Below are 20,831 nucleotides of genomic sequence, written 5' to 3'. Positions count from 1 at the left end.
TCATGGTTTGAGGCAGAGTTGGCTAGATAAACCAAACCGCTATCAGGATGACAGGTGCCAATATTAACGTTTTTGGTAGGCTACGGCTGGCATAGCTGAGCTGTAAAACCACAGGTAGGGCAGCCAGCGTCATCAGACCGAAAAACAGTATGCTACCGTAACCCCAATCATATTTTGTGACACACAGTATCAGGCTCATCAGTAGCGTCAGCCAACCACTGACATACAATAGCTGGCTTTCCAATGTTTTTGGCGCGCGCCCCATGGCCTCACGGAAATGACCGAACATGGACATGGCCAGCAGGCCAAAGGCGAGATAAGTCAACGCAATAAGTGCAATCATCATCCGCGCACCGCCTTAAGTTTTTGGGCCTTGGCCGTTTGTTTCATTGGCTGTCTCCCCAAACGCTTGAAGGCAAATAAGCCAAGGGCAGCGAAGGCCAGCGCCAGCAGATCAAATCCTGCCAATTGCCATTGACCGGCCGCGAGGTTGCTCAGCAGGTTGGCTGGCGAGGTCAGGGCGTTCAGCAGCGGCAAGAACGCCAGTGCGGCTGTCAGCGCCGCCAGTTGAGCGCGCCACATGGCTCTGTCTCGGCGCCAGATAGCCAGCAGGCCACTGATCACCAGCAGAATAAAGAAACTGTGAACCTCCCATTGACTGCGGCCAGGCAAAGAGGCCGGCAGCAGGCGATTGGCATAGAAAAAGGCCACTGTACCCAGGGGTAGGCCGAGGATAAACATCAGGTTCAGCGTTTCCACCAGGCGCAGACCCAGGCTGGGCTTGGCGCCCTGACTGATGGCTTTTTGTTGTTTCTGGCGAATCTTAACCGCCCACATCAAGGTACCGCTGGCTATCATCACGCAGCCGCTCAGCCCCAGAAGGAAGAAGAGCCCCCTCAGTACGGGGCCGGAGAAACGGGCGGTGTGCAAGGACATCATGGCGTCGTGGGTTGCCTTGGCGGCGCTGATGTCGTTGTCCGCGCTGTAGAGAAGCTCGCCATCAGTACCGCTGAACACCATAAACAGCTCCCGCTCTGTAACCTGCTCGCCTGTGTTGAAAGTGACCACTACCCGGCTGTTGGCATCATCCGGGTTGATCACTGACACCGACTTGAGCGGCAGTTCGGCAAAGGTTTGCTGCACCTTGGGCAGGAAGCTTGCCAGTGGCAATTGAGGCGCGGCTTCATTGGCGGCAGCTATGCGGGTGAAGCTGCTGCCGGGGCGGGCTTCATTGATAAATTCCCGGCGGTCACTGTCATAGTTGACCAATATGCCCCAAGGCATATAGATGATCATCAGGGTGATAAGCCCGGTATAAGTGATCATCAGATGGAATGGCAGTGCCAGTACCGAACTGACATTATGGGCATCGAGCCAGGAACGGCTGCCCTTGCCGGGGCGAAAGCTGAAGAAGTCCTTGAAGATGCGTTTATGGATCACTATTCCTGAGATGATCGCCAGCAGCATAAACATGGTGCAGAAACCGACAATCCAGCGCGCCGTGATGGCCGAGATATAATGCAGATCGAAATGCAGGCGATAAAAAAAGTTGCCGCCGCGGCTCTCCCGCACTTCAGTCACATAGCCGCTGTTATCGGCCTTGACTGCATGTTCACTGAAGGCGCCGCGGCGCTGTCCCGGCTCCGGCGGCTGTTGCCAGCCATAACTCAACATGGGATGACGCTCAGTGGGGAATTCAATCAGCCAGCGCTGGGCGTTGACCGCATTTTGCCTGAGATAATCCTCGCCCTGACTCAGTTGCTCAGTAAGGCGGGTGGTATCGTAGGATTGGAACACCTCTTTGTGTAGCTCAGGCTGATTCCACAGGCTGATTTCATGGCGATAGTAGCTCAGGGTGCCGGCAAAAAACACCAATAACAGTACCCAACAAACCAGCAGGCCTACCCAGGTGTGTAGCCAGGTCATAGTTCGAAAAAAACTGTCTTTCATCTCAAGCCCCCAGCAGTTTCAGCACGCCAAACAAGGCGGCCGCCAGCAGCAGGAGTTCCTGCCAGGCCCGCAAACTGCGTTTGATGCAAAATACCCTGATAACCACCAGGGCGTAGATCAAAAAAGACAGCATCATGGCGCACACTGTACTGTCGATACGGCTCATCGGCAGACTCACAGCCAACAGGGCACAGGCCAAAGACGCAATAAGATAACCGCCAATAATAGATGCCAGCGCCCGGCTGATAATGGTCAGGGCTTGGGGATGGCGCCTGGGAAACTGTAATAGAGATAAAGATTTCATGATTGCTGCGGATAGTGCATTGGTCATCAAGGGAAAGAGATGCGCTGATTCTATCTTAATAATGCTTAATGATAAACATTAGCATTCGTGTTTTACTTGTAAATGATGCCTGTATCAAGTTGGCCAGGGTTTGATAATGAAGGGGCTGAAAATATTGAACTGAATTAAATCGAGCTAATTACAGGCGATAAAAACAGCACTAAACAGGGAGTATGATGAACTCTGGATTAATTTTGACCATACAAGAGCAGAATAAGGCACTTATCGAGCTTTATTTGAACATTGCCCCTTGTGTTTTACGCTGAAAGCCCCAAGCTCTATAAGTGAATCAGCAGAAAAAAGGAAAACCTATGAAAATTCAGCTTTCAGGTCATCATGTTGAAGTTACAGCAGCAGTACGTAGCCATATCGAAGAGAAGTTTTCCAAAATCGCCAAGCATTTTCCCAGCCTGATCGGCTTGGACATCATTATTGCCAAAGAGCATGGCGTACATCAGGTTGATATTCGAACCAATTACGAGGGGGTGGCGGTCGCGGCCTCCGGCAAGAACGAAGTCATGTATCCGGCTATCGCCGAGGCAGGCAAAAAACTGGAAGCGGCGCTCAAGCACAGAAAGGGACAGCTCAAAGCCGATCTTCATGAAAAGCCCGAGGTGACGACCCCGGAAATTGCCCACGAGATCATCCAGGAAATGGAACTGCGTTAATTCAAGGACTTAACTTTGATGCAGAAATGAAAAAGGGACCATCTGGTCCCTTTTTCATATTCTAAATCTTTGAGATTATTCGATGATCTCGGCGTTGTGATAGACATTTTGCACGTCATCACAGTCTTCCAGTGCGGCAATAAACTTGTCGAACTGGGCGACATCTTCACCGGACACTTCCACCATGCTCTGTGGCACGAAAGTGATCTCTTCCATCTCAAAGTTGATCTCGGGGAAGGCTTCCTGCAATGCCGTCTTGGCTTTGTAGAATTCTGTGTTGGGGGCGTAGACACTGATCATGCCATCTTCCAACTCGACATCGGCAACATCGACATCGGCCATCATCAGGGCCTCGAGCACCATTTCATCATCTTCACCGGGGAAGACAAATACCGCCTGGTGATCGAACATGTGGGCCACGGTGCCTGGGCCACCCAGCTTGGCATCATTCTTCACAAAGGCCTGACGAACCTCGGTGAAGGTGCGCTTGCCGTTGTCGGTCAGACAGTCGACAATCACCATACAGTTACCCGGGCCGAAACCTTCATAGCGGGCAGTATCATAGTCTTCACCGCCACCACCTTTGGCCTTGTCGATAGCCCGGTCAATAACGTGTGCCGGTACCTGATCTTTCTTGGCGCGCTCAATCAGGCGCCGCAGTGCCAGGTTACCGTCGGGATCGACACCGCCACCCTTGGCACACACGTAGATCTCTTTCCCGTAACGGGAGTAGACCTTGGTCTTCTGTGCGGCCGTTTTGGCCATGGATTCCTTGCGGTTTTGATATGCTCTGCCCATCTTTGCAATGTCTCATCAATGCGTTGAAAAAGAGTGGCAGATTCTAGCAGCTTTCCCACACTAAATGCACCTGTCCGCCCGTCGGGCTGCCGGCAGTGTGAAGCTACGCCTGATCATGCTTACCGTCTCCCGCCGTAGAAGCTCATTGCCTCACTATAGACTTATGTCCAATTCGGCAGAGCGCCATGCTTTGGGTTATGCTGAAAACTCAAGGATCCCTTATTTGGTGCAAACCAACACTAAGGATAGGAAGGGAGGCTGCATGTTTGAGGAAAACCGTATTTGGCCTATGCTGGCGGGTTTGCTGCTCGGGGCGCTGGCACTGGGTTGTGTCCAGTTGGCTTTAAGTGCCGACAATCTATTACTTTCACTGCTTGGATGGTGTCTTGCGCTTATTGGCCCTGTATTGGCGCTGCGCTGGGCTTCCCGCCCTGTGGTTCAAAATGCCAAGCAGGTATCCAGCGAGAGCGCAGGTGATGACAAGGCGGCGCAGCAACTGGGCCGGGATGCCAGTCGTATTGCTATCGGCGCTGCCGAAGTGTCCCACTTTGTTGACCAGCTCAAGCTCACTCTGGATTCCAGCGGCCAGCAAGCCGGGCAAATTGCCGTGGCTGCCAATCAGCTGAGTCATACTACCGTGGTCTTGAGTGAACACGCCGAAGTGGTGCTCAATCAGGCACAGGCATCCCGCAGTGTCAGCATGGAAGGGCGTCAGTATGCTGTCAGTGGTTTTCGTGCGGTTGAAGCTTTGAGTCAGGATGTCGACAAGGCCGCCTCCGGGGTGGGGCAACTCAAGGCGCAGGCCGATGCCATAGGCAAAATCACCGAAGTGATTGACAGTGTTGCTGCCCAGACCAATCTGTTGGCGCTCAATGCCGCCATTGAAGCCGCCAGAGCCGGAGAGGCGGGCAGGGGCTTTGCCGTGGTGGCCGATGAGGTGCGCAGTCTGGCGGCCAAGACCGCAGAGGCTACCCAGAATATTGCCGCCATGTTGACCCAGATTAGAGAGCTGACCGATGGCACCTCACAGCTAATGAATCAGGTGGTTAGCCAAACGGCCGGCGCCGTGGATGCCATGAATTCACTGGAGCAGAGGTTTGACAGTATCGCTTCGGGTGTCGAGGACTCGGCGCAGGCGTTGGAGCAGATTGAGGCGGCTTTACGTGAATATCGCGGCACGACGGCGGATATTTCCAATGCTATTACCCATATCAGCGAGTCGCTGACAGATACAGGTCGTCGCAGCGAGCAGATCTCCCGTCAGGCCTTTGGGCTGTCGCAGACCACAGAGGGAATGTTCCGGGCGCTTTCCCATTGGGATACCGGTAGTTTCGATCAGCTTATTCTCAAACAAGCGCAGCAGGCCGCCAAGGCTTGCGGCCAGGCGCTGGAGCAAGGATTGGCGGAAGGCAAATTTACTGAGCAGCAGCTGTTTTCGCCGCAATATCGGCCGATAGCGGCAACAGAGCCACCCAAATACAACACCGCCTTTGACGGTTTTACCGACAAGCACTTTCCGGCCTTGCAGGAACCGATACTGGAGCGTCACCGGGAGGTGATTTACGCCGGTGCGGTTGATAAGAAGGGCTACTTTCCGACTCACAATCAGCGTTTCTGCCAGCCGCTGACCGGCGATAGGGAGCGGGATATGCTGCAAAACCGCACCAAGAGATTGTTCAACGACCCAACAGGGATCCGCTGCGGCCAGCACACAGAGCCGGTGCTGCTGCAGACCTACAAACGTGATACAGGCGAGGTGATGCACGATCTCTCTGTGCCCATCTATGTTAAGGGCAAACACTGGGGTGGCTTTCGGATAGGCTTCAAGGCCCAGTGATGCTGCAGTGCGACTGCGCCTTGGGCGCTCAAGGCTTGCGGTCGGCTCAGAGACTCAGGTGTTCAAACAGCTCTGTGGCCAGGGCACTGAGTTCATCGGCGCTCGGGCGAGTATGGGCATAAGTGCGCAGGCCATAAATACCCATCATCAGAAACCGGGTCAGTTGCGCCGGATCTTTATCGGCGGCCAGTTCACCTTGCGCCTGGGCCTGCTGCAGTATCTGCTGCAACGCCGTTTGCCATTGCTGTAGATGTTGGTTCACTCTTTGTTGCACAGCCAGATCTTGCTCACCCACTTCGCTCAAGGCCTTGACCAAAAGGCAGGCCTGGCTGGTGTCACAGCTGAGGCACTCGCTGACTATGTTGTCCAGATAACGCCGCAGGCATTCGAGCCGTGAACCCTCGGCCGGGAAAAAGCCCTGTAGCTGCTGCTCGCGATCGGCATGGTACTGGTCAATCGCCGCCAGAAACAGCCCGTGCTTATTGTCGAAGGCACAATAGATAGACCCCGGATGCAAGCCGGTTGCCCGGGTCAGATCCTGCATACTCGTCTTGCTGTAACCCTTGGCCATGAAGGCATTCATGGCGCTGCGCAGCACTTTCTCGCGATCGAATTCGGCGTTTCTCATAAGATGATTTCCCACTGTGATGCGCCGAGTTTACTGCAATTTGAACATTTGTTCAAAAAAGGCTTGAATGATCATTCAACAATCTTTATCTTGAACAAACATTCAAATAGGGGCTCAGCTCCTCAGGCTCTGAATAAGGCGAATGCCAGTGACTGAGCCGTTAACTCGCCAAGGGCAGGAACCATGTACCAGAACTTGTTTGAACAGTATCGTCTCAATGACAGCATCACGCTCAATAACCGCTTTATGATGGCGCCGCTTACCCGTTGTATGGCCGATGCCGATTTGGTGCCGACCGATGCCATGTTGGCTTACTACGCCCGCCGCGCCGAGGCTGGGCTGATCATCAGTGAAGCCACCATCATTCGCCCGGATGGGCAGGGCTATCCCAATACTCCTGGGCTCTTTACCCAGGCTCAGATTGCCGGTTGGCGCAGGGTGACAGATGCCGTGCATGAAAAGGGCGGTAAGATTTTTGCCCAGCTGTGGCACACAGGCAGGGTCGCGCATCCGCACTTTTTTAATGGTGAGCATGTGTTGGCACCATCTGCCGTGGGCGTTGAAGGTACAGTGCCGAGAATGCGCGAGCTGAGCTATCAAACCCCAAAGGCGGCCAGCAAGGCCGAGATTGCTGAACTGGTGCGTGATTATGCCAAGGCGGCAGAAAACGCCATTGAGGCCGGTTTCGATGGTGTGGAGATCCACGGCGCCAACGGTTATCTCATCGATCAGTTCCTGCATTACGACAGCAACCGACGTGAAGATGAGTACGGTCAAACGCCTGAAAACATGAGCCGCTTTGCCCTGGAAGTTGTGGATGCCACCATAGCCGCCATAGGTGCAGATCGCACGGCGCTGCGTTTGTCACCCGGGGCATACTTTAATATGAGTGCCGATCCCCGTGACCGTCAGGTGTTCGATTATCTGCTCGCTGAGCTTGGCTCACGCCGATTGGCCTATCTGCACGAGGGCATGTTTGACGACAACATGCGCTTTGACTTCCTCGATGGCCGGGTATCGGACTACATGCGCCGTCACTACCAGGGAAATCTGGTGGGTGTGGGTGGCTACAGCCCGGAAACGGCCGCTGAGGCGATTGCTGCCGGGCGTTTTGACCTGGTCGCCATAGGCCGCCCCTTTATTGCTAACCCTGACTATATCGCCAAGGTTCGCAGCGGTGAGCGCCTGCAGGATTACTCGGATGAGATGCTGGCCACTCTTGACTGAAGCAGAACATCCCGTTCGGAGTCTTATCCTTAACCCGCTTAGCCATGGCGCCATCGAGATGCAGTATTGGCGGCGCCCGGCGTCCTTGTAGAATTGCCCCATATTTGGCGAGTATTTTGGCATACTCGCCGTTTTTTTTGATTGTCTCCAGCCCTTGATTGAACTCGGCTATTAACTCTGCGCCATGGGGATGAAGGCGACTGGTGCTCAGGTGCAGGTTGCGAATATCCAGTGGCGGACCGGTAAAGTCGAAGCTATCTTCCTGGTGCAGACGCCAGAATGTATCTGTGGCGACAATCTCATCCTCCAGAGTCAAATCCAGACGCCCCACTGCCAACATCTTCAGATTGGACTCCAGACTGTTGTTGGGCACGCGAATAAAATCGCTAGCGGCGCGAAAACCGGTTTGATAGCTGTATCCGCGTACCACGCCGATTCTTTTCTCCTTGAGGCTGTCGAGATCTGTGTATTCAAAGGGATCGCCACGGCGCTTGATGAAACGCTGGCGATTTTGCAGATAGGGCTCAGAAAACAACAGCACTTGCTCTCGCTCCGGCGTATGCCAGGTCGCCAGCAGCAGATCGGTTTTGGCCTCTTTAACCGACCTCAGTGCCCGTGCCCAGGGTTTTAACTCCACCTGTAAGCGATAACAATGAACCGCCAGCGCGCTCTGAACTATTTCCAGTGCCAAACCGGTTTTGCCATCGGTCTCAATAAAAGGAGGCCAGGGATCATTGGTCAGTGTCAGATGCAGCGGTACTGCCGGTTCAGAAGTTGAAGGGGATGAAGGATTACAGTTAGCGAAAGCCAGCCATGGCTGCTGCAGAAATAGCAGAAAAAATACCCAAGTCAGTTTCATATTTAACCTTCATATCAGAGGCTTGGAACCCAACAATGCTGAAATAGAACTGCAGGTGTCGTCAGCATCCCATACATTTGTATGTAATTGCAAGGTTACTAAATGCTACGAAATTGTTTGTTTTTGTTTGTTATATCTGTAGTGCAGATTAACTGCGCAACTGAAAGCAAGAGTCTTAAAGAGGACCTATGACTATAACAAATAATCAACTTGGAACGCGGTTCCGTCAGACGGCGTTGGCCAGTCTGACCGCGCTCTATTTCGGCGGCATGATGAGCGCCAGCGCCCAGGTGCAGATGCAACCTGTGGGCAAAGGCAATTTCTATCAGCCAAGTTTTACCAAAGAACAGGTGTTGGCGGCAGACAAGGCCCGCAAGGCGAGTCTTGAAGGTGATATTTATGTCGGTCAGCCGGGAGTGCTCAATCAGGTGTTGCGTCAACGGACACCGGAACAGATATTTCAACCGGATCCATCTGTCAGTGGCGTTCAAAGTTATATAGTGCAGCTTAATGAAGAGCCTCTGGCAACTTATGACGGTAGTATTTCAGGGCTGGCGGCCACCAAGGCACCAAAAAATCGTTCGCTGATCGCCAAAGGTCGGGTCAGTGTCAATACGACTGATGCCAGGGCTTACAGCCGCTTCCTGGAACAGCGCCAGGACAGTTTCGTAAACCGCGCCCGTCAGGCCGGCGCCAATCTGCAGTTGAAACAGCGCTTCACCGTCGCCAGCAATGCTATGGTGGTGGAGATGACTCAGGAAGATGCCAAAATTCTTGCCCGCCAGAGCGGCGTCAAGCGGATAACCCCTAACCGCATTTTCCAACTGCGTACCGACAGAGGGCCTGAGTTTATCGGTGCCGACCGGATCTGGCTCGGCCAGGACCCGAGTACAGGCCTGGCTGCCAAGGGCGAGGGCATGTTGGTCGGGATCATAGATACCGGGGTTAACACAGATCACCCGGCCTTTGCCGAGGATCAGGACTATGTGCGTTTGAATCCGCTCGGTAGCAACAAGTTTACCGGTGATTGTGTCGACAGCCCTGAGCTGTGTAACAACAAACTGGTGGGGGTACATTCCTATCCCGAGATCACAGATGTTTACGGTGCGCCGGAATTTCAGGCCAACCCCTGGGGCACACCTGTCATGGTGCGCCCGGCCAATGGTGAGGACTATAACGGCCATGGCTCCCACACCGCCAGCACAGTAGCAGGTAACCATCTGGATAATACACCTTTGCAGGCTGCAACAGGTGACGCTACCAGTGATGGGGTTAATGTGCCCTTTAACTTCCCGTCTACCAGCGGTGTAGCGCCGCGGGCACATATCATCTCTTATCAGGTGTGCTGGCCCGGCAATGGTGGTGATCCCTATGCAGGTTGTCCCGAGTCGGCGATTCTGGCGGCTTTTGAAGATGCGATTGCCGACGGGGTCGATGCGATAAACTTCTCAATCGGTGGCGCTGAATCTTTACCCTGGGCCGACCCTATGGAGTTGGCTTTTCTGGCAGCCCGTGAAGCGGGGATTTCTGTGGCCGTAGCGGCCGGTAATGCCGGCGCCTATTGGAGCGCGGATCACAGCTCTCCCTGGGTGACAACTGTTGGCGCCACCACCCACGACAGGGTGCTGGAAGCCGGTAGCAAGCATATAGACAACTTCGGCGGCAACGAACGTTATCGCCCGTCCGAGCCTATTGCAGGCAAGAGTTTCTCCGGCAGCATTACCGGTGAGGTGGTGCTGGCTGAAAACTATGCCGACCCTGATCCCAGTGATGATTTCAACGCCGCTTCCTGCAACGCCCCTTTCCCTGCCGGAACCTTCCGCGATGACCAGATTGTCATCTGTGAGCGCGGTGACATTCCCAGAGTGGACAAGGCCAAGAATGTAGCGGCCGGCGGCGCCGGTGGTTTTATTCTGCAAAACGTGGACTATCAGGTCGACAATCTGGTGGCCGACAGCTTTGTGATCCCTGGGATCCAGGTGAAGCAGAGTAACAGATATAAGCTGAAAAACTGGGTTAAATACAGTGAGCCTGGCACGGCTGTCGCGACTATCTCGGACTTCAGCAACGAGTATCTGTTTGATGATGCCCTGGCCAATAACCTGGCGCCTTTCAGCTCAATGGGCCCGAGCCGCACCAACAACACCTTGGTGCCGGATCTTACTGCTCCCGGGGTACAGATTTACGCTGCCAACGCAGATGATCAACCCTTTACCGGAGCGCCGGATGCTTCTGACTGGACCTTTATGAGCGGCACCTCAATGGCAGCCCCCCATGTGACGGGTGCCATGACGTTGCTGATGCAGCTGCATCCAGAGTGGACCCCGGCTGAAGTGCAGTCGGCGCTGATGATGACTGCCGGGCCTGTGTATCTCAACACAGGTTATGAGTTGCTGGAGCCTTTCTATCACTTTATGGCCGGCGCCGGTGCCATTAATGTGGCCCGTGCAGCCGATACCGGCCTGGTGATGGATGAGACCATAGAAAATTACCGTAATGCCAATCCGGAAAACGGTGGGATAGTCAATTGGCTCAACCTGCCTTCCATGGTGGAAATGGCCTGTGAGCAAAGCTGCAGCTGGATGCGTACTGTTACTGCTACCCGCGACGGCAGCTGGAGTGCCGAGGCTTTGGGTCAGGAGCAGGGCTTTGAGCTCAGCGTTTCTCCCACGAACTTTACTCTTGCCAAGGGTGAGAGTCAGACCCTGGTGATCAAGGCCAAAGTGCCGCCGCTGATTGAGTCCAACGTCAATCCGAGCGAACCGGGAACGCCTTGGCAACAGGTACAAAACAAAAACACCTTCTTCAATGGTGAGCTCAGGCTCACTGAAGCGTCGGGTGCTTCCCCTGAGCTGCACATGCCAGTGGTGGTGGCCAGTAAGGCAGATCAGATGCCGGTATCCATGGATTTGGAGATCAGCCGCTCTCAGGGCAGTGAGACTCTGAAGATGAATACCTCGGCCTATGCCCAGCTGACGCCACGTTTCTACGGCCCAGTGCAGCCTGAACTTAAAAGTGCCACCCTGGAAGCCGTGGCGCCATTCCTTGACCTGGACTACATAGAAAAGGGCTGGGATATTCAAACAGTCACGGTTCCTGAAGGCGCCAAGCGTTTGGTGGTGGAAGTGCAGAGCGCCAAGCGCACCAGCACGCTTGAGGATATGAACCCACGCTATTCAGGGGTGTTCCCTTTTGTGATCCTGGGTCGTGATGCCAACGGCAACAACGGCTTTATCCCTTCGCAGGAGGAGATGGAACAGGATGACAGGGCGCTCAAGGCTGAATACGATGCCGAGCTGATGTGTTTCTCTTCCAGCCAAGCCGAAAACAACCTTTGTAGCCTGGAAAATCCTGCTCCCGGTACTTATTGGTTTGCCACCGCCATGGCTTATGGCAAGGGGGAAGTGGAAGCTGTGACCGGCCATGCGGTGATCATGGCCGATGACGATCGTGGTATGTTGAGCTTGGATGGCCCGGCATCGCACGATGGCAACGGTGACTACCAGTTGACTCTTAACTGGAATATTCCCGATGCCAAGCAAGGGGATGTTTTCTATGGCGGTATGGATCTCGGTGCCGGGCCGGGCGCTGAAGGTTCTTTCGGTTTTAGTGCCCTCAATATCCGCCGCAGCGAGGATGCCGTCAGTTGGACAGTCAGCCAGGACAAGGCGCTGAGTGAAGATGTTGTGGATGTTACCGTTAAACTGGCGGCCAACCTGGAATCCCGCGATCGCAACTATGAACTGCAGCTCAAGTTACCCGAAGGCATGCGTTTGGCGCCGGCGACCATCAAGAGTAATAATCCTGCGGTTGCCGAAGCGATTGTTGCCGATGAAAACGGTTTGACGCTGACAGGCTTGCAGCCCAGCACTCGGCTCCTTGAGCGGCAATACAAAGTCAGTACCAACCTTAACGATGCCATGTGTCGTACACCTATGATTGATGAGTACTCCACCGGTGGCTACATAGATCTCTTTGGTGAGTTTGGTATGCAGCCCAATGCCGACTGGTTGGTCGGTGATTCTCAAACCAGTGTCGATGTGCCTATTGACTGGTTGTTCTACAAAGAGGGCGCCGAGTTTAAGGTGTACAATCAGGCCAATGCCGGTTATATGCGGATGCACACAGTGGGCGCGTTGCAGTTTAACACTGCCTACTGGTATATGGGTGCGCACCGTGGCCCGGGTTTCCTCTACGAGGCGCTGGCACCCTTCTGGCGTGGCAGTTTTGAGATGAAGTACCGCCGTCATTGGGAAGAACCATGGGGCCTGACCATAGCGTCTCAGTATAAGGAAGAACGTCCGGATCTGGGAGATTTGTTGTTCCTCGAGTTTGATAATGTTACCGACCGCCAGACAGGTCAGGAGTTTGACTTCCAGACCATACTGCGTAGTGGTATCGACGATCATCCAGGTATGTATGAGATCATCTATGCCTACCAGAATCTGGGGGCCGATGTGGCCGACGGTGCTGTGTTTGTCGAAGGCTTTGACAGTACCTGGTCCAGTGATGCGGGGCCGAAGAATGGCTATCTTTATGAGATGCTGGGCTTCGATAATCTGGATACCTTGCTCGAGGAAGACCTGGTGATCTGTTTTGATTACTCAGGGCCTGAGCAAAGCAGGGTCGAGCTGAGCTTCAAGGCGGCGATTCAACCCGGTGCTACCGGTAAGGCGCTTGCCATGACACTGGATTACGATCTTGAAGGCGGCGAACCGGAAACCCTGAGCCATCAAATTGCGGTTAAAGGCAATATCCAACTGGCGCCACTCAGTGACATGAGCGTTGCTGAAAATGGCCGTATAGACGGTATTGCCGTGACTTATATTGATGCCGATAAAGTGCCTAATCTGTTGGAGGTCAGTGGTGAACACATCAGCGCAGAGATTAACGGTGACAGTTTCAACCTGATCCCAGAGGCCGATTTCCACGGTGAAACCCTGGTCACAGTAACTGTGCGTGATAGCCTCAACAGCGGCGATGCCGCCAGCACCAGCTTTATGCTGAAGGTGGAGTCCGACGGGGTTGACCCTGTGAGCCCACCAGAGCCGCCGGTGGATGAGTCAGACTCGGGTGGTTCACTCGGCTGGAGTTTACTGCTCTTGTCGCTGGGATTGCTGCGACGTCGGCGTTAAGCCCAGTTCAGGTGGTTCGCCTGGAAAAATAGCCAGATGAAAAATCCCCGCCATTAACAATGGCGGGGATTTTTATTGAGTTTCACGGCCTGGTCACCGACGTTTTGACTCCATACCGGAAAAGAGTGCGCTTTGCCCAGAATAGGTTTAAGCCTTGTTTTGATTCTTGTCTTGGTTTTTAGTTTTCAGGGCTGACAGCCTGGCCGAGGCCAGCCCCAGTAAACTGCCATTCGGGTAGTGACCGCGCTTGTCGGCCTTGCCGGTTTCCATATCACACAGCAATGCCATCGCCTCGGTCACATGCTCGACCGTCCAGATATGGAACTTGCCCTTGCTGATGGCGTCCACCACAGGCTTTTTCAGCATCAGGTTGTGGGCGTTGGCCGCGGGAATGATCACCCCTTGGGTATGTCTGCGCCCCTTGATGGCACAGACATCGAAAAAGCCTTCAATCTTTTCATTGACTCCGCCTATGGGTTGGGCTTCACCGAACTGGTTCATTGAGCCTGTGATGGCGATATCCTGGCGCAGGGGAACTTGGGCGATTGCAGAGATAATGGCGCAGCATTCGGCCATGGAGGCACTGTCGCCATCGACCCCGGAATAAGATTGTTCAAAGGTCAGGGAGGTGGTCAGCGGAATATCGGCCTCGCGTCCCAACAGAGTCTTGATATAGGCCGAGAGGATCCACACCCCCTTGGAGTGAATACGGCCGCCGAGGCGCACCTTATGTTCTATGTCCAACACTTCGCCCTTGCCAAAGGCTGTGGTCGCGCTGATGCGATTGGGCAGGCCAAACTGATGATCTGTGGTGGCGATAACCGACAGGGCGTTGACCTGACCACAGACCTTGCCGTGCACATCAATCAGGGTGGTGCCCTTGTGAAAGCTTTGCATCAGTTGGTCCCTGAGGCGCGATACCCTTTGCTCCTGCTGCGCCAGTGCCTGCTCTACATGGGTGAGGCGAATACTGCGGGCGTTGGCCGCCTTGGCGCAGTAGTGGGTCTCCCGCAGCAGATTGGCGATATTGGCCGAATGCAGTGACAGCTGGGTTTGGTCATCGGCCTGGCGCGAGCTGAATTCTATTATCCGCGCAATGGCGCTGCGATCGCAGTGCAGCATCTGGTTGTCGTGCACTATCGAAGAGATAAATCTGGCATAGAAGCATTCGGCCTTCGGACTTCTTGGCATCACATCTTCAAAGTCGGCGGTTACCCGAAACAGCTCACTGAAGTCGGGATCATAATGCTGTAGTAACTGGTAGGTCTGGTTGTCACCGAAGAGCACGATTTTGACATCCAGAGGGATAGGCTCAGGTGCCAGTGAAACTGTGCCGGACAGGGAGACTTCACGCTCCAGCGAGCTGAGGTCCAGACTGCGGGAACGCAGTGCCCGTTTGAGTCCGTCCCAAACGTAGGGCCGCTCCAGCACCTTGACCGCATCCATAAGCAGCACCCCGCCATTGGCCTTGTGCAGGCTGCCGGGTCGGATCAGCGAAAAGTCGGTAAAGACAGTGCCGCGGTAAGTGGCGTTTTCCACATATCCAAACAGGCCGTGATAGGTGGGGTTTTCCTCTACCACCACAGGGAATTTCTGCTCTTCCTGTTCTACCAAGAGATTAACCTGATAGCGCCTGGGCATTTTCTTTTCCAGCGAGGCATAAGCCAGCGCCAGTTGGTCTTCACTCTCCTCAAGGAAGATATCCAGGTTGCCGAGCATATCTTTTTGCATCGCCGTCAGAAAAGAGCGGATTTCCGGCAGACTGCGGTATTCATCCTTGAGCGGCTTGAAGAAATGGCTCAGTACTTCGCGGGCCACCTGTTCATCGTGCTCCTGCTGCTTGGTGCTGAACTCCTCTTCCCATTCGGTCAATTGGCGAATAATGCCCCTTAGGCGCGATTCCAAGTGTTTGATATTCTGTTCAAACAGCTGTTGCTCGGCTTCTGGCAGGGCGAGATAGGTTTCCTCGGTATGCGGCTCTTCGCCGTTCAGCGCCATCAACTGATACTCGCCCTGAGTGTTGATGGAGAGGCTTATTTTCATCCCCTTGGCTTCTTCGCTCAGAGCCAGCAGCGCCGCTTCCTGTTTTTGCGCCAACTGACTCTTGAGCTTGTCGGCGCGGCGGTAATACATCTCGTTGTCAAACGCCAACGGCAGCGCCTTGACCAGCCGGAGAACCAGTTTTTCCATCTCTTTCTTGAAAGTGACGCCCTTGCCGGCGGGCAGTTTGAGCACCTTGGGGGTCCGGGTCTGGTCGAAGTTGGCCACATAACACCAGTCGTTAAGTGTCTTGTCGGTAAATTCATGGCGCTTGAGATAACGCAGCATCATGGTGCGTTTGCCCAGACCATTTTGGCCTATGGCATAGATGTTGTAGCCCTTCTCCTTGATGGACATGGCAAATTCCACCGCACTCTGGGCCCGCTCCTGGCCTATGATGTCATCCAGCGGCTCCAGTTCGCGGGTAGATTTGACCTCATCTCCCAGATTGTCGAGATTGGCGGGACGATATACCTGACTGGCATCTAAACTGGTGACGGCCATGGGCGCTTCCTTGTTCAAATAGGGCAGAGAAAAGTAAAACTGCTTTTTATGACAATAAGATGCGCTGCAGCCTAAAGCAAACGTCAAGCCGAATAAGTCTCTCGGGCGGTTAATTTTTCACCCGTAAGCAACGTTTGCTGCCTGAACCCAGGGATAACACCTATCCGGCACCGGGTAGCAGGGTATAATGGCAGTTTGCCCTAAGCTTTATTTTTGAAGGACTCTCCATGGAATTTGCCGCTTTTTCTCTGCCCGAACCGCTACTGACCAATCTGGCCGGACTGGGTTTTAGCAAGGCAACCCAAGTGCAGGCAGAGGCCATTCCTTTGGTGCTCGCCGGCAGCGATCTCCTGGTGCAGGCACAGACGGGCACAGGGAAAACCGCCGCCTTTGCCTTGCCGCTGCTGGCGCGTTTACTGCCCGCCACGGCTGAGAGAGCAGTAAAACCCGCAGCGCCCAAGGCTCTGGTGCTGGTGCCTACCCGGGAGTTGGCGCAGCAGGTTTTCGATAACATTAAAAGCTATGCCAAGGGCTGCGAGCTGAAGATTGCCATTGCCTATGGCGGCGTGCCACTCGATGGTCAGCTAAAGAACTTCAAGGATGGCGTTGATCTCTTGGTCGCCACGCCCGGGCGCCTGCTGGATCACCTTAAAAAGCGCAGTCTCAGGCTGGATAAGGTTGAAACCTTGGTGTTTGATGAGGCCGACCGCATGTTGGACATGGGGTTTGAAGATGAGATCTCGGCGCTGATGAAAAAGATGGCCAAACAGCGCCAGACTCTGCTGTTTTCCGCCACCTTCAACGACAACATCTGGCACCTGGCCAAGACTTTGCTGCAGTCTCCCAAAGTGCTGGAGCTGCAAGCATCAGAGCAGGATGGCAGTATCAAGGAGCGATTGATTGAGCTCGATAGCGAGCGTAAGGCCGCCGCCGTTGCCGCCCTTTGTCGTCGGCACGACTGGCGTCAGGTGTTGCTGTTCAGCCGCACCAAGGAGGGCGCCGACAAACTGGTCTGTGGGCTCAGTGCCGAGGGCTTGGCCGCCAGTGCGCTGCACTCAGATCTGAGTCAGGCTCAGCGGGAGCAGACCTATCAGGCGTTCAAGGCGGGTGAATGCCGTTTGCTGGTGGCCACAGATGTTGCCGCCAGAGGCCTGGATGTAGCGGCCTTGCCTTGCGTTATCAATCTGGAGCTGCCGTTCAAGCGCGAAGATTATCTGCACCGCATTGGCCGCACCGGCCGCGCCGGCATGGAGGGGCTCGCCATCACCCTATTCAGTCGTGACGACGAGCGCCTCCTCGAAGAGCTGGAAGCCATACTCGACAGGCGCCTCCCCAGAGAATGGCTGCCCGGGTTTGAGCCGGATCTTAACCGCAGTTTTGACGCGCCGAGAAACCAGAGTAAAGCTGCCCAAAAGCAGCGGGCCCGCAAGAGAGCGCTTGGTAAAAGATAGCAAGTCCGATTTAGTTGAGCCTACTTGGGTTAATCAACCGCAAATGCCAACAACATAAGTATTCTGCTCCTGATGGATTCGAGGCCTTCGCTGGCATGGGTGCCAGAGTAGAGCCATCAGGGATGATTTCACGGCGTGCCGAGAAGCCGTTAGGACGAAAGCCCACGGCAGGTGCTTGAGAGTTTTGCCGAGTGGAAACCTATGCTGTTCAAGCCGTTTGAGTCGATGCATACCCTTTATCTTTGGGGTGGCCGATAGATAGGAAACGCTATTGGGTTCATTCGCCAAAGTGGGTTAGTTGCGCTAAGCTAGTGGCCCGGTTTTCAAGAAACAGTCTCCTGGGGGAGCCATGTTCGTAGTCGATACCCATACCCACACAGTTGCCTCTACTCACGCCTACAGCACGATCCATGATTATCTGGCAGTCGCCAAGCACAAAGGGATCCGTTTGTTTGCCACCACAGATCATGGCCCGGCGATGGCCGATGCGCCGCATTTCTGGCATTTCGTGAATCTCAGGGTGTTGCCGCGGATAGTCGACGGCGTGGGGATATTGCGCGGGATTGAAGCCAATATTACCAATCTGGAGGGGGAAATCGACTTCTTTGGTGAGTTCCTGGAAGAGCTGGACTTGGTGCAGGCCGGGTTTCACGAGCCGGTATTCCCTCCCGCCGACAGTGACAGCCACACTCAGGCGCTGCTGAACTGCATTCGCAGCGGCAAGGTCGATATCATTACCCACCCAGGCAACCCCAAATATCCACTGGATCAGGAGCTGATTGTCCGCGCCGCCGCCGAGCATAATGTGGCGCTGGAGATCAATAACTCCTCTTTTGCCTGCTCCCGCAAGGGCAGTGAAGACAGCTGCCTCAATATTGCCAAACTGGCGAAACGATTCGACGCCCAATTGGTGATGGGATCAGATTCCCATGTGGCCTTCAGTCTGGGTGAGTTCCCGCTGGCGCTTGAAATAGTGGATGCCGCCGGTTATCCAAGAGACAGGCTGCTCAATCGCGAGCCATTGGCACTGCTGAATTTCCTGCAGCAGCGAGGCCACAAGACGCTTGGTGAGTTAATCGACTACTTTGAGAGTGAGGCGGTTGCAGGCTAACCTGGTTCGCCTGCTTTAAGTATACGAACCACAAAAATCCATCAACTGATTAGCCATGAATTCCGAATCGTGACAGCCAAGACTACCCGAATATTGATCACCGGCGCTCATGGTCAGCTCGGACAGGCGCTGCTGGCGAACTTACCTTGGTTACCCGAGTTTTCGCCTTCCAGGCTGCGAATGAAGATACCTGAGGTAAGCCTGGTGCCCGGCAGTGCTGTAGAGCCCCGCAGTGCTGTAGCACCTGGCAGCGCAATTGAAATTGTGGCGCTCGGGCATCAGCAGCTGGATTTAACCTCGGCAGATTTGCCTGAGCGGCTCAGTGAAATCAATGCTGATGTGATAATCAACTGCGCCGCCTACAACGCCGTGGATGCGGCCGAGCAGGATATGGCTGCCGCGATGGCGCTTAATGCCGAAGCGCCGGAGCGTTTGGCTATCTGGTGCCGGCAACAGAGTGCTTGGCTTATCCATATTTCGAGCGACTATGTCTTCGGGAATGTCTTCGGGAAGGATTTGGGAAATGCTCTTGGAAACGTTTCTGGAAATGCAGCGGCCAATATGCTCGGGAATGCGCCCAGAGCCTTGACCGAGAGTGATGTTTGCGAGCCGTTGAGCCTGTACGGTCAGAGCAAGCTCGCCGGCGAGCAGCGCTTGCTTAAGGCCAATCCCGGCGCCCTGGTGCTGAGAACCTCTTGGCTTTACAGCCGTTTTGGCAGCAACTTTGTGTTGACCATGCGGCGATTGCTGACCGGGCGTCCGGAGCTCAAGGTAGTGGCGGATCAGATCGGCACGCCAACCTGGGCCGAGGCGTTGGCGCGGCTTATCTGGCAGTTGCTCATCTGGTTTCATCTTAAGCCAGAGAAGTCCGCGGTGCTGAGCGGCTGCTTTCATTACGCAGCAACGGGGCAGTGCAGCTGGTATCTTTTCACCAAAGAGATAGCCGAGCAAATTGCCAAGCAGCAGTGCAATTCAGCGCCAAGCTCTCAGGCGGCGGTGCCATTGCAAACCGCGTTGCAATCTCAGGCCGCGTTGCAATCTCAAGCTACATTACATGCTCAACCAAACCCGGCGCCAATAACGCCAGGGTGCCGGATAACGCCTGTCAGCACAGCAGAGTACGGCGCCTTATTGAATCGAGCGCAGGCGCCGCGCCCGGCGTATTCGGCGCTCGACTCAAGCGCTCTCAAAGATGCCATGGCGGCCATGCCTTCGGCATTTCGCTGCTATTTGCCAAAAGACTATCCATCACCCATCTGGCTTTCCTGGCAGGCGCAGCTGGCGCTGATGCTTTCGGGGCTTGGTGCACCTTCCTTGGATTGAATGGGGTTAAACAGGATGAAAAGTAAGGCAAAACCGGCTGTAGATTATAACCAGTAGCTAAAGGTTATACCCACCAAAGCCGGGTGGCTGGCATAATAAACTATCTTGTTGATCCAAAGGATGAAACCTTGTCGAATAATCCCCCCAAGACCTTGCTTGATGCCAAGCAGCTGACACTCTTGACCGAGATGGCCCGCGCCGCCGGTGAGGCGATAATGCACTACTATCAGGGCGGCGAACTGGCGATTGAGCACAAGGCCGATGACAGTCCGGTCACGGCTGCCGATCTTGCCAGTCACGCCGTGTTGCAACAGGCGCTGGCGCGTGAGTTTCCAGCCTGGCCACAGATGTCGGAAGAAGCGGCGGATATCCCCTGGGCGCAGCGGCGGGGATGGGAAACCTATTGGCTTATCGACCCACTCGACGGCACCAAGGAGTTTATCAAGGGCAACGGTGAATTTACCGTCAACATTGCGCTTATTCACCGAGGCCAGGCGGTCGCAGGTGTTGTCTATGTGCCCGCCACAGCCGTGTGCTATTTGGGCGCACTGGGACTTGGTGCCTGGCGTGAGACCCCAAATGCGGCTGGATACCAGCGGGTGGAATTGAATGCCAGGGCCGGAGTTAAGCGCCAGGTTCCTGTGATTGTCGGCAGTCGCTCGCACTCGAGCCCGGGGCTTGGCGAGTATCTGCAGCAGCTCGGTGAGCACGAAATGAAGAGTGTCGGCTCATCACTCAAATTCTGCCTGCTTGCTGAGGGCAAGGCGGACATCTACCCCAGATTGGGCCCTACCAGTGAATGGGACACGGCGGCGGCTCAGGCCGTGCTTGAGAGTGCCGGTGGCCGAGTTTTGGAATATCCAGCAGGCAACAACTTAAAATATAACCAAAAAGAAACTATCCTCAATCCTTGGTTTATCGCATACAGCGCCGATTGGCCGTGCGATTAAAGCAGAT

The 20,831-nt window shown here is 54.6% G+C and carries 15 protein-coding genes; 8 read left to right on the top strand and 7 right to left on the bottom strand.

Features of this window, described 5'->3' with window-relative positions:
• Positions 1-22: 22 nt before the first annotated feature.
• The 3 genes from AYI96_RS06045 to AYI96_RS06035 are packed head-to-tail and all read right to left on the bottom strand — an operon-like array spanning position 23 to position 2,254.
• Positions 23-346, bottom strand: a complete 324-nt coding sequence (locus tag AYI96_RS06045) for a DUF3325 domain-containing protein (RefSeq protein ID WP_071476268.1) — start codon at positions 344-346, stop codon at positions 23-25.
• Complete coding sequence (locus AYI96_RS06040) at positions 343-1,950, bottom strand: PepSY-associated TM helix domain-containing protein (RefSeq protein ID WP_071476267.1); 1,608 nt, start codon at positions 1,948-1,950, stop codon at positions 343-345. The genes AYI96_RS06045 and AYI96_RS06040 overlap by 4 nt, the downstream gene beginning before the upstream one ends.
• Before the next feature lies 1 nt (position 1,951).
• Positions 1,952-2,254 carry a hypothetical protein gene (locus tag AYI96_RS06035; RefSeq protein WP_071476266.1) on the bottom strand — a complete coding sequence of 101 codons (303 nt, stop codon included), beginning with the start codon at positions 2,252-2,254 and terminating at the stop codon, positions 1,952-1,954.
• A gap of 350 nt (positions 2,255-2,604) precedes the next feature.
• Between AYI96_RS06035 and hpf the strand changes: the two genes are divergently transcribed.
• Positions 2,605-2,961: a ribosome hibernation-promoting factor, HPF/YfiA family gene (gene hpf / locus AYI96_RS06030; RefSeq protein WP_039033763.1), complete on the top strand. Its 357-nt coding sequence runs from the start codon at positions 2,605-2,607 to the stop codon at positions 2,959-2,961.
• A gap of 75 nt (positions 2,962-3,036) precedes the next feature.
• Here hpf and AYI96_RS06025 read toward each other — a convergent pair whose 3' ends face one another.
• Complete coding sequence (locus AYI96_RS06025; RefSeq protein ID WP_144361202.1) at positions 3,037-3,759, bottom strand: YebC/PmpR family DNA-binding transcriptional regulator; 723 nt, start codon at positions 3,757-3,759, stop codon at positions 3,037-3,039.
• Between the two features lie 262 nt (positions 3,760-4,021).
• Between AYI96_RS06025 and AYI96_RS06020 the strand changes: the two genes are divergently transcribed.
• Positions 4,022-5,596 (top strand): methyl-accepting chemotaxis protein, encoded by a 1,575-nt coding sequence (locus AYI96_RS06020; protein ID WP_260852957.1) that lies wholly within the window; start codon positions 4,022-4,024, stop codon positions 5,594-5,596.
• Positions 5,597-5,642: 46 nt separating this feature from the next.
• On the opposite strand, the gene AYI96_RS06015 is transcribed toward AYI96_RS06020, so the two are convergent.
• Positions 5,643-6,224, bottom strand: coding sequence for a TetR/AcrR family transcriptional regulator (locus AYI96_RS06015; protein ID WP_071476263.1), 582 nt, complete (start codon positions 6,222-6,224; stop codon positions 5,643-5,645).
• A gap of 183 nt (positions 6,225-6,407) precedes the next feature.
• Between AYI96_RS06015 and AYI96_RS06010 the strand changes: the two genes are divergently transcribed.
• Entirely contained in the window at positions 6,408-7,451 is a 1,044-nt protein-coding gene (locus AYI96_RS06010) for an alkene reductase (protein WP_039033767.1), read from the top strand.
• On the opposite strand, the gene AYI96_RS06005 is transcribed toward AYI96_RS06010, so the two are convergent.
• Positions 7,369-8,310: a substrate-binding periplasmic protein gene (locus AYI96_RS06005; RefSeq protein ID WP_071476262.1), complete on the bottom strand. Its 942-nt coding sequence runs from the start codon at positions 8,308-8,310 to the stop codon at positions 7,369-7,371. The two genes, AYI96_RS06010 and AYI96_RS06005, sit on opposite strands and share 83 nt — an antisense overlap.
• Positions 8,311-8,498: 188 nt before the next feature.
• Here AYI96_RS06005 and AYI96_RS06000 point away from each other — a divergent pair, with 188 nt between their 5' ends.
• Positions 8,499-13,445 carry a S8 family serine peptidase gene (locus AYI96_RS06000; RefSeq protein ID WP_144361201.1) on the top strand — a complete coding sequence of 1,649 codons (4,947 nt, stop codon included), beginning with the start codon at positions 8,499-8,501 and terminating at the stop codon, positions 13,443-13,445.
• Positions 13,446-13,592: 147 nt separating this feature from the next.
• Here AYI96_RS06000 and AYI96_RS05995 read toward each other — a convergent pair whose 3' ends face one another.
• Positions 13,593-15,989, bottom strand: a complete 2,397-nt coding sequence (locus AYI96_RS05995; protein ID WP_039033769.1) for a Lon protease family protein — start codon at positions 15,987-15,989, stop codon at positions 13,593-13,595.
• Between the two features lie 227 nt (positions 15,990-16,216).
• Here AYI96_RS05995 and AYI96_RS05990 point away from each other — a divergent pair, with 227 nt between their 5' ends.
• The 4 genes from AYI96_RS05990 to cysQ all read left to right on the top strand — a co-directional run bounded on the left by AYI96_RS05990 (position 16,217) and on the right by cysQ (position 20,824).
• Positions 16,217-17,440, top strand: a complete 1,224-nt coding sequence (locus AYI96_RS05990; RefSeq protein ID WP_144361200.1) for a DEAD/DEAH box helicase — start codon at positions 16,217-16,219, stop codon at positions 17,438-17,440.
• A 349-nt stretch (positions 17,441-17,789) separates the two neighbouring features.
• Positions 17,790-18,551, top strand: a complete 762-nt coding sequence (locus tag AYI96_RS05985) for a phosphatase (RefSeq protein WP_071476258.1) — start codon at positions 17,790-17,792, stop codon at positions 18,549-18,551.
• Between the two features lie 69 nt (positions 18,552-18,620).
• Positions 18,621-19,874 (top strand): SDR family oxidoreductase, encoded by a 1,254-nt coding sequence (locus AYI96_RS05980; protein ID WP_186300026.1) that lies wholly within the window; start codon positions 18,621-18,623, stop codon positions 19,872-19,874.
• Between the two features lie 188 nt (positions 19,875-20,062).
• Positions 20,063-20,824: a 3'(2'),5'-bisphosphate nucleotidase CysQ gene (gene cysQ / locus AYI96_RS05975; protein ID WP_083399796.1), complete on the top strand. Its 762-nt coding sequence runs from the start codon at positions 20,063-20,065 to the stop codon at positions 20,822-20,824.
• Positions 20,825-20,831: the final 7 nt, after the last annotated feature.

Origin of the sequence: Shewanella sp. MSW (genome assembly GCF_007636515.1) — a bacterium.
Classification (GTDB): domain Bacteria; phylum Pseudomonadota; class Gammaproteobacteria; order Enterobacterales; family Shewanellaceae; genus Shewanella; species Shewanella indica.
This window is presented reverse-complemented; position numbering and strand designations above follow the sequence as displayed.

Coding starts and splice junctions, on each gene's coding strand:
- AYI96_RS06045 (WP_071476268.1), bottom strand. CDS start 346: ATGATGATTGCACTTATTGCGTTGACTTATCTCGCCTTTGGCCTGCTG.
- AYI96_RS06040 (WP_071476267.1), bottom strand. CDS start 1,950: ATGAAAGACAGTTTTTTTCGAACTATGACCTGGCTACACACCTGGGTA.
- AYI96_RS06035 (WP_071476266.1), bottom strand. CDS start 2,254: ATGAAATCTTTATCTCTATTACAGTTTCCCAGGCGCCATCCCCAAGCC.
- hpf (WP_039033763.1), top strand. CDS start 2,605: ATGAAAATTCAGCTTTCAGGTCATCATGTTGAAGTTACAGCAGCAGTA.
- AYI96_RS06025 (WP_144361202.1), bottom strand. CDS start 3,759: ATGGGCAGAGCATATCAAAACCGCAAGGAATCCATGGCCAAAACGGCC.
- AYI96_RS06020 (WP_260852957.1), top strand. CDS start 4,022: ATGTTTGAGGAAAACCGTATTTGGCCTATGCTGGCGGGTTTGCTGCTC.
- AYI96_RS06015 (WP_071476263.1), bottom strand. CDS start 6,224: ATGAGAAACGCCGAATTCGATCGCGAGAAAGTGCTGCGCAGCGCCATG.
- AYI96_RS06010 (WP_039033767.1), top strand. CDS start 6,408: ATGTACCAGAACTTGTTTGAACAGTATCGTCTCAATGACAGCATCACG.
- AYI96_RS06005 (WP_071476262.1), bottom strand. CDS start 8,310: ATGAAACTGACTTGGGTATTTTTTCTGCTATTTCTGCAGCAGCCATGG.
- AYI96_RS06000 (WP_144361201.1), top strand. CDS start 8,499: ATGACTATAACAAATAATCAACTTGGAACGCGGTTCCGTCAGACGGCG.
- AYI96_RS05995 (WP_039033769.1), bottom strand. CDS start 15,989: ATGGCCGTCACCAGTTTAGATGCCAGTCAGGTATATCGTCCCGCCAAT.
- AYI96_RS05990 (WP_144361200.1), top strand. CDS start 16,217: ATGGAATTTGCCGCTTTTTCTCTGCCCGAACCGCTACTGACCAATCTG.
- AYI96_RS05985 (WP_071476258.1), top strand. CDS start 17,790: ATGTTCGTAGTCGATACCCATACCCACACAGTTGCCTCTACTCACGCC.
- cysQ (WP_083399796.1), top strand. CDS start 20,063: ATGGCCCGCGCCGCCGGTGAGGCGATAATGCACTACTATCAGGGCGGC.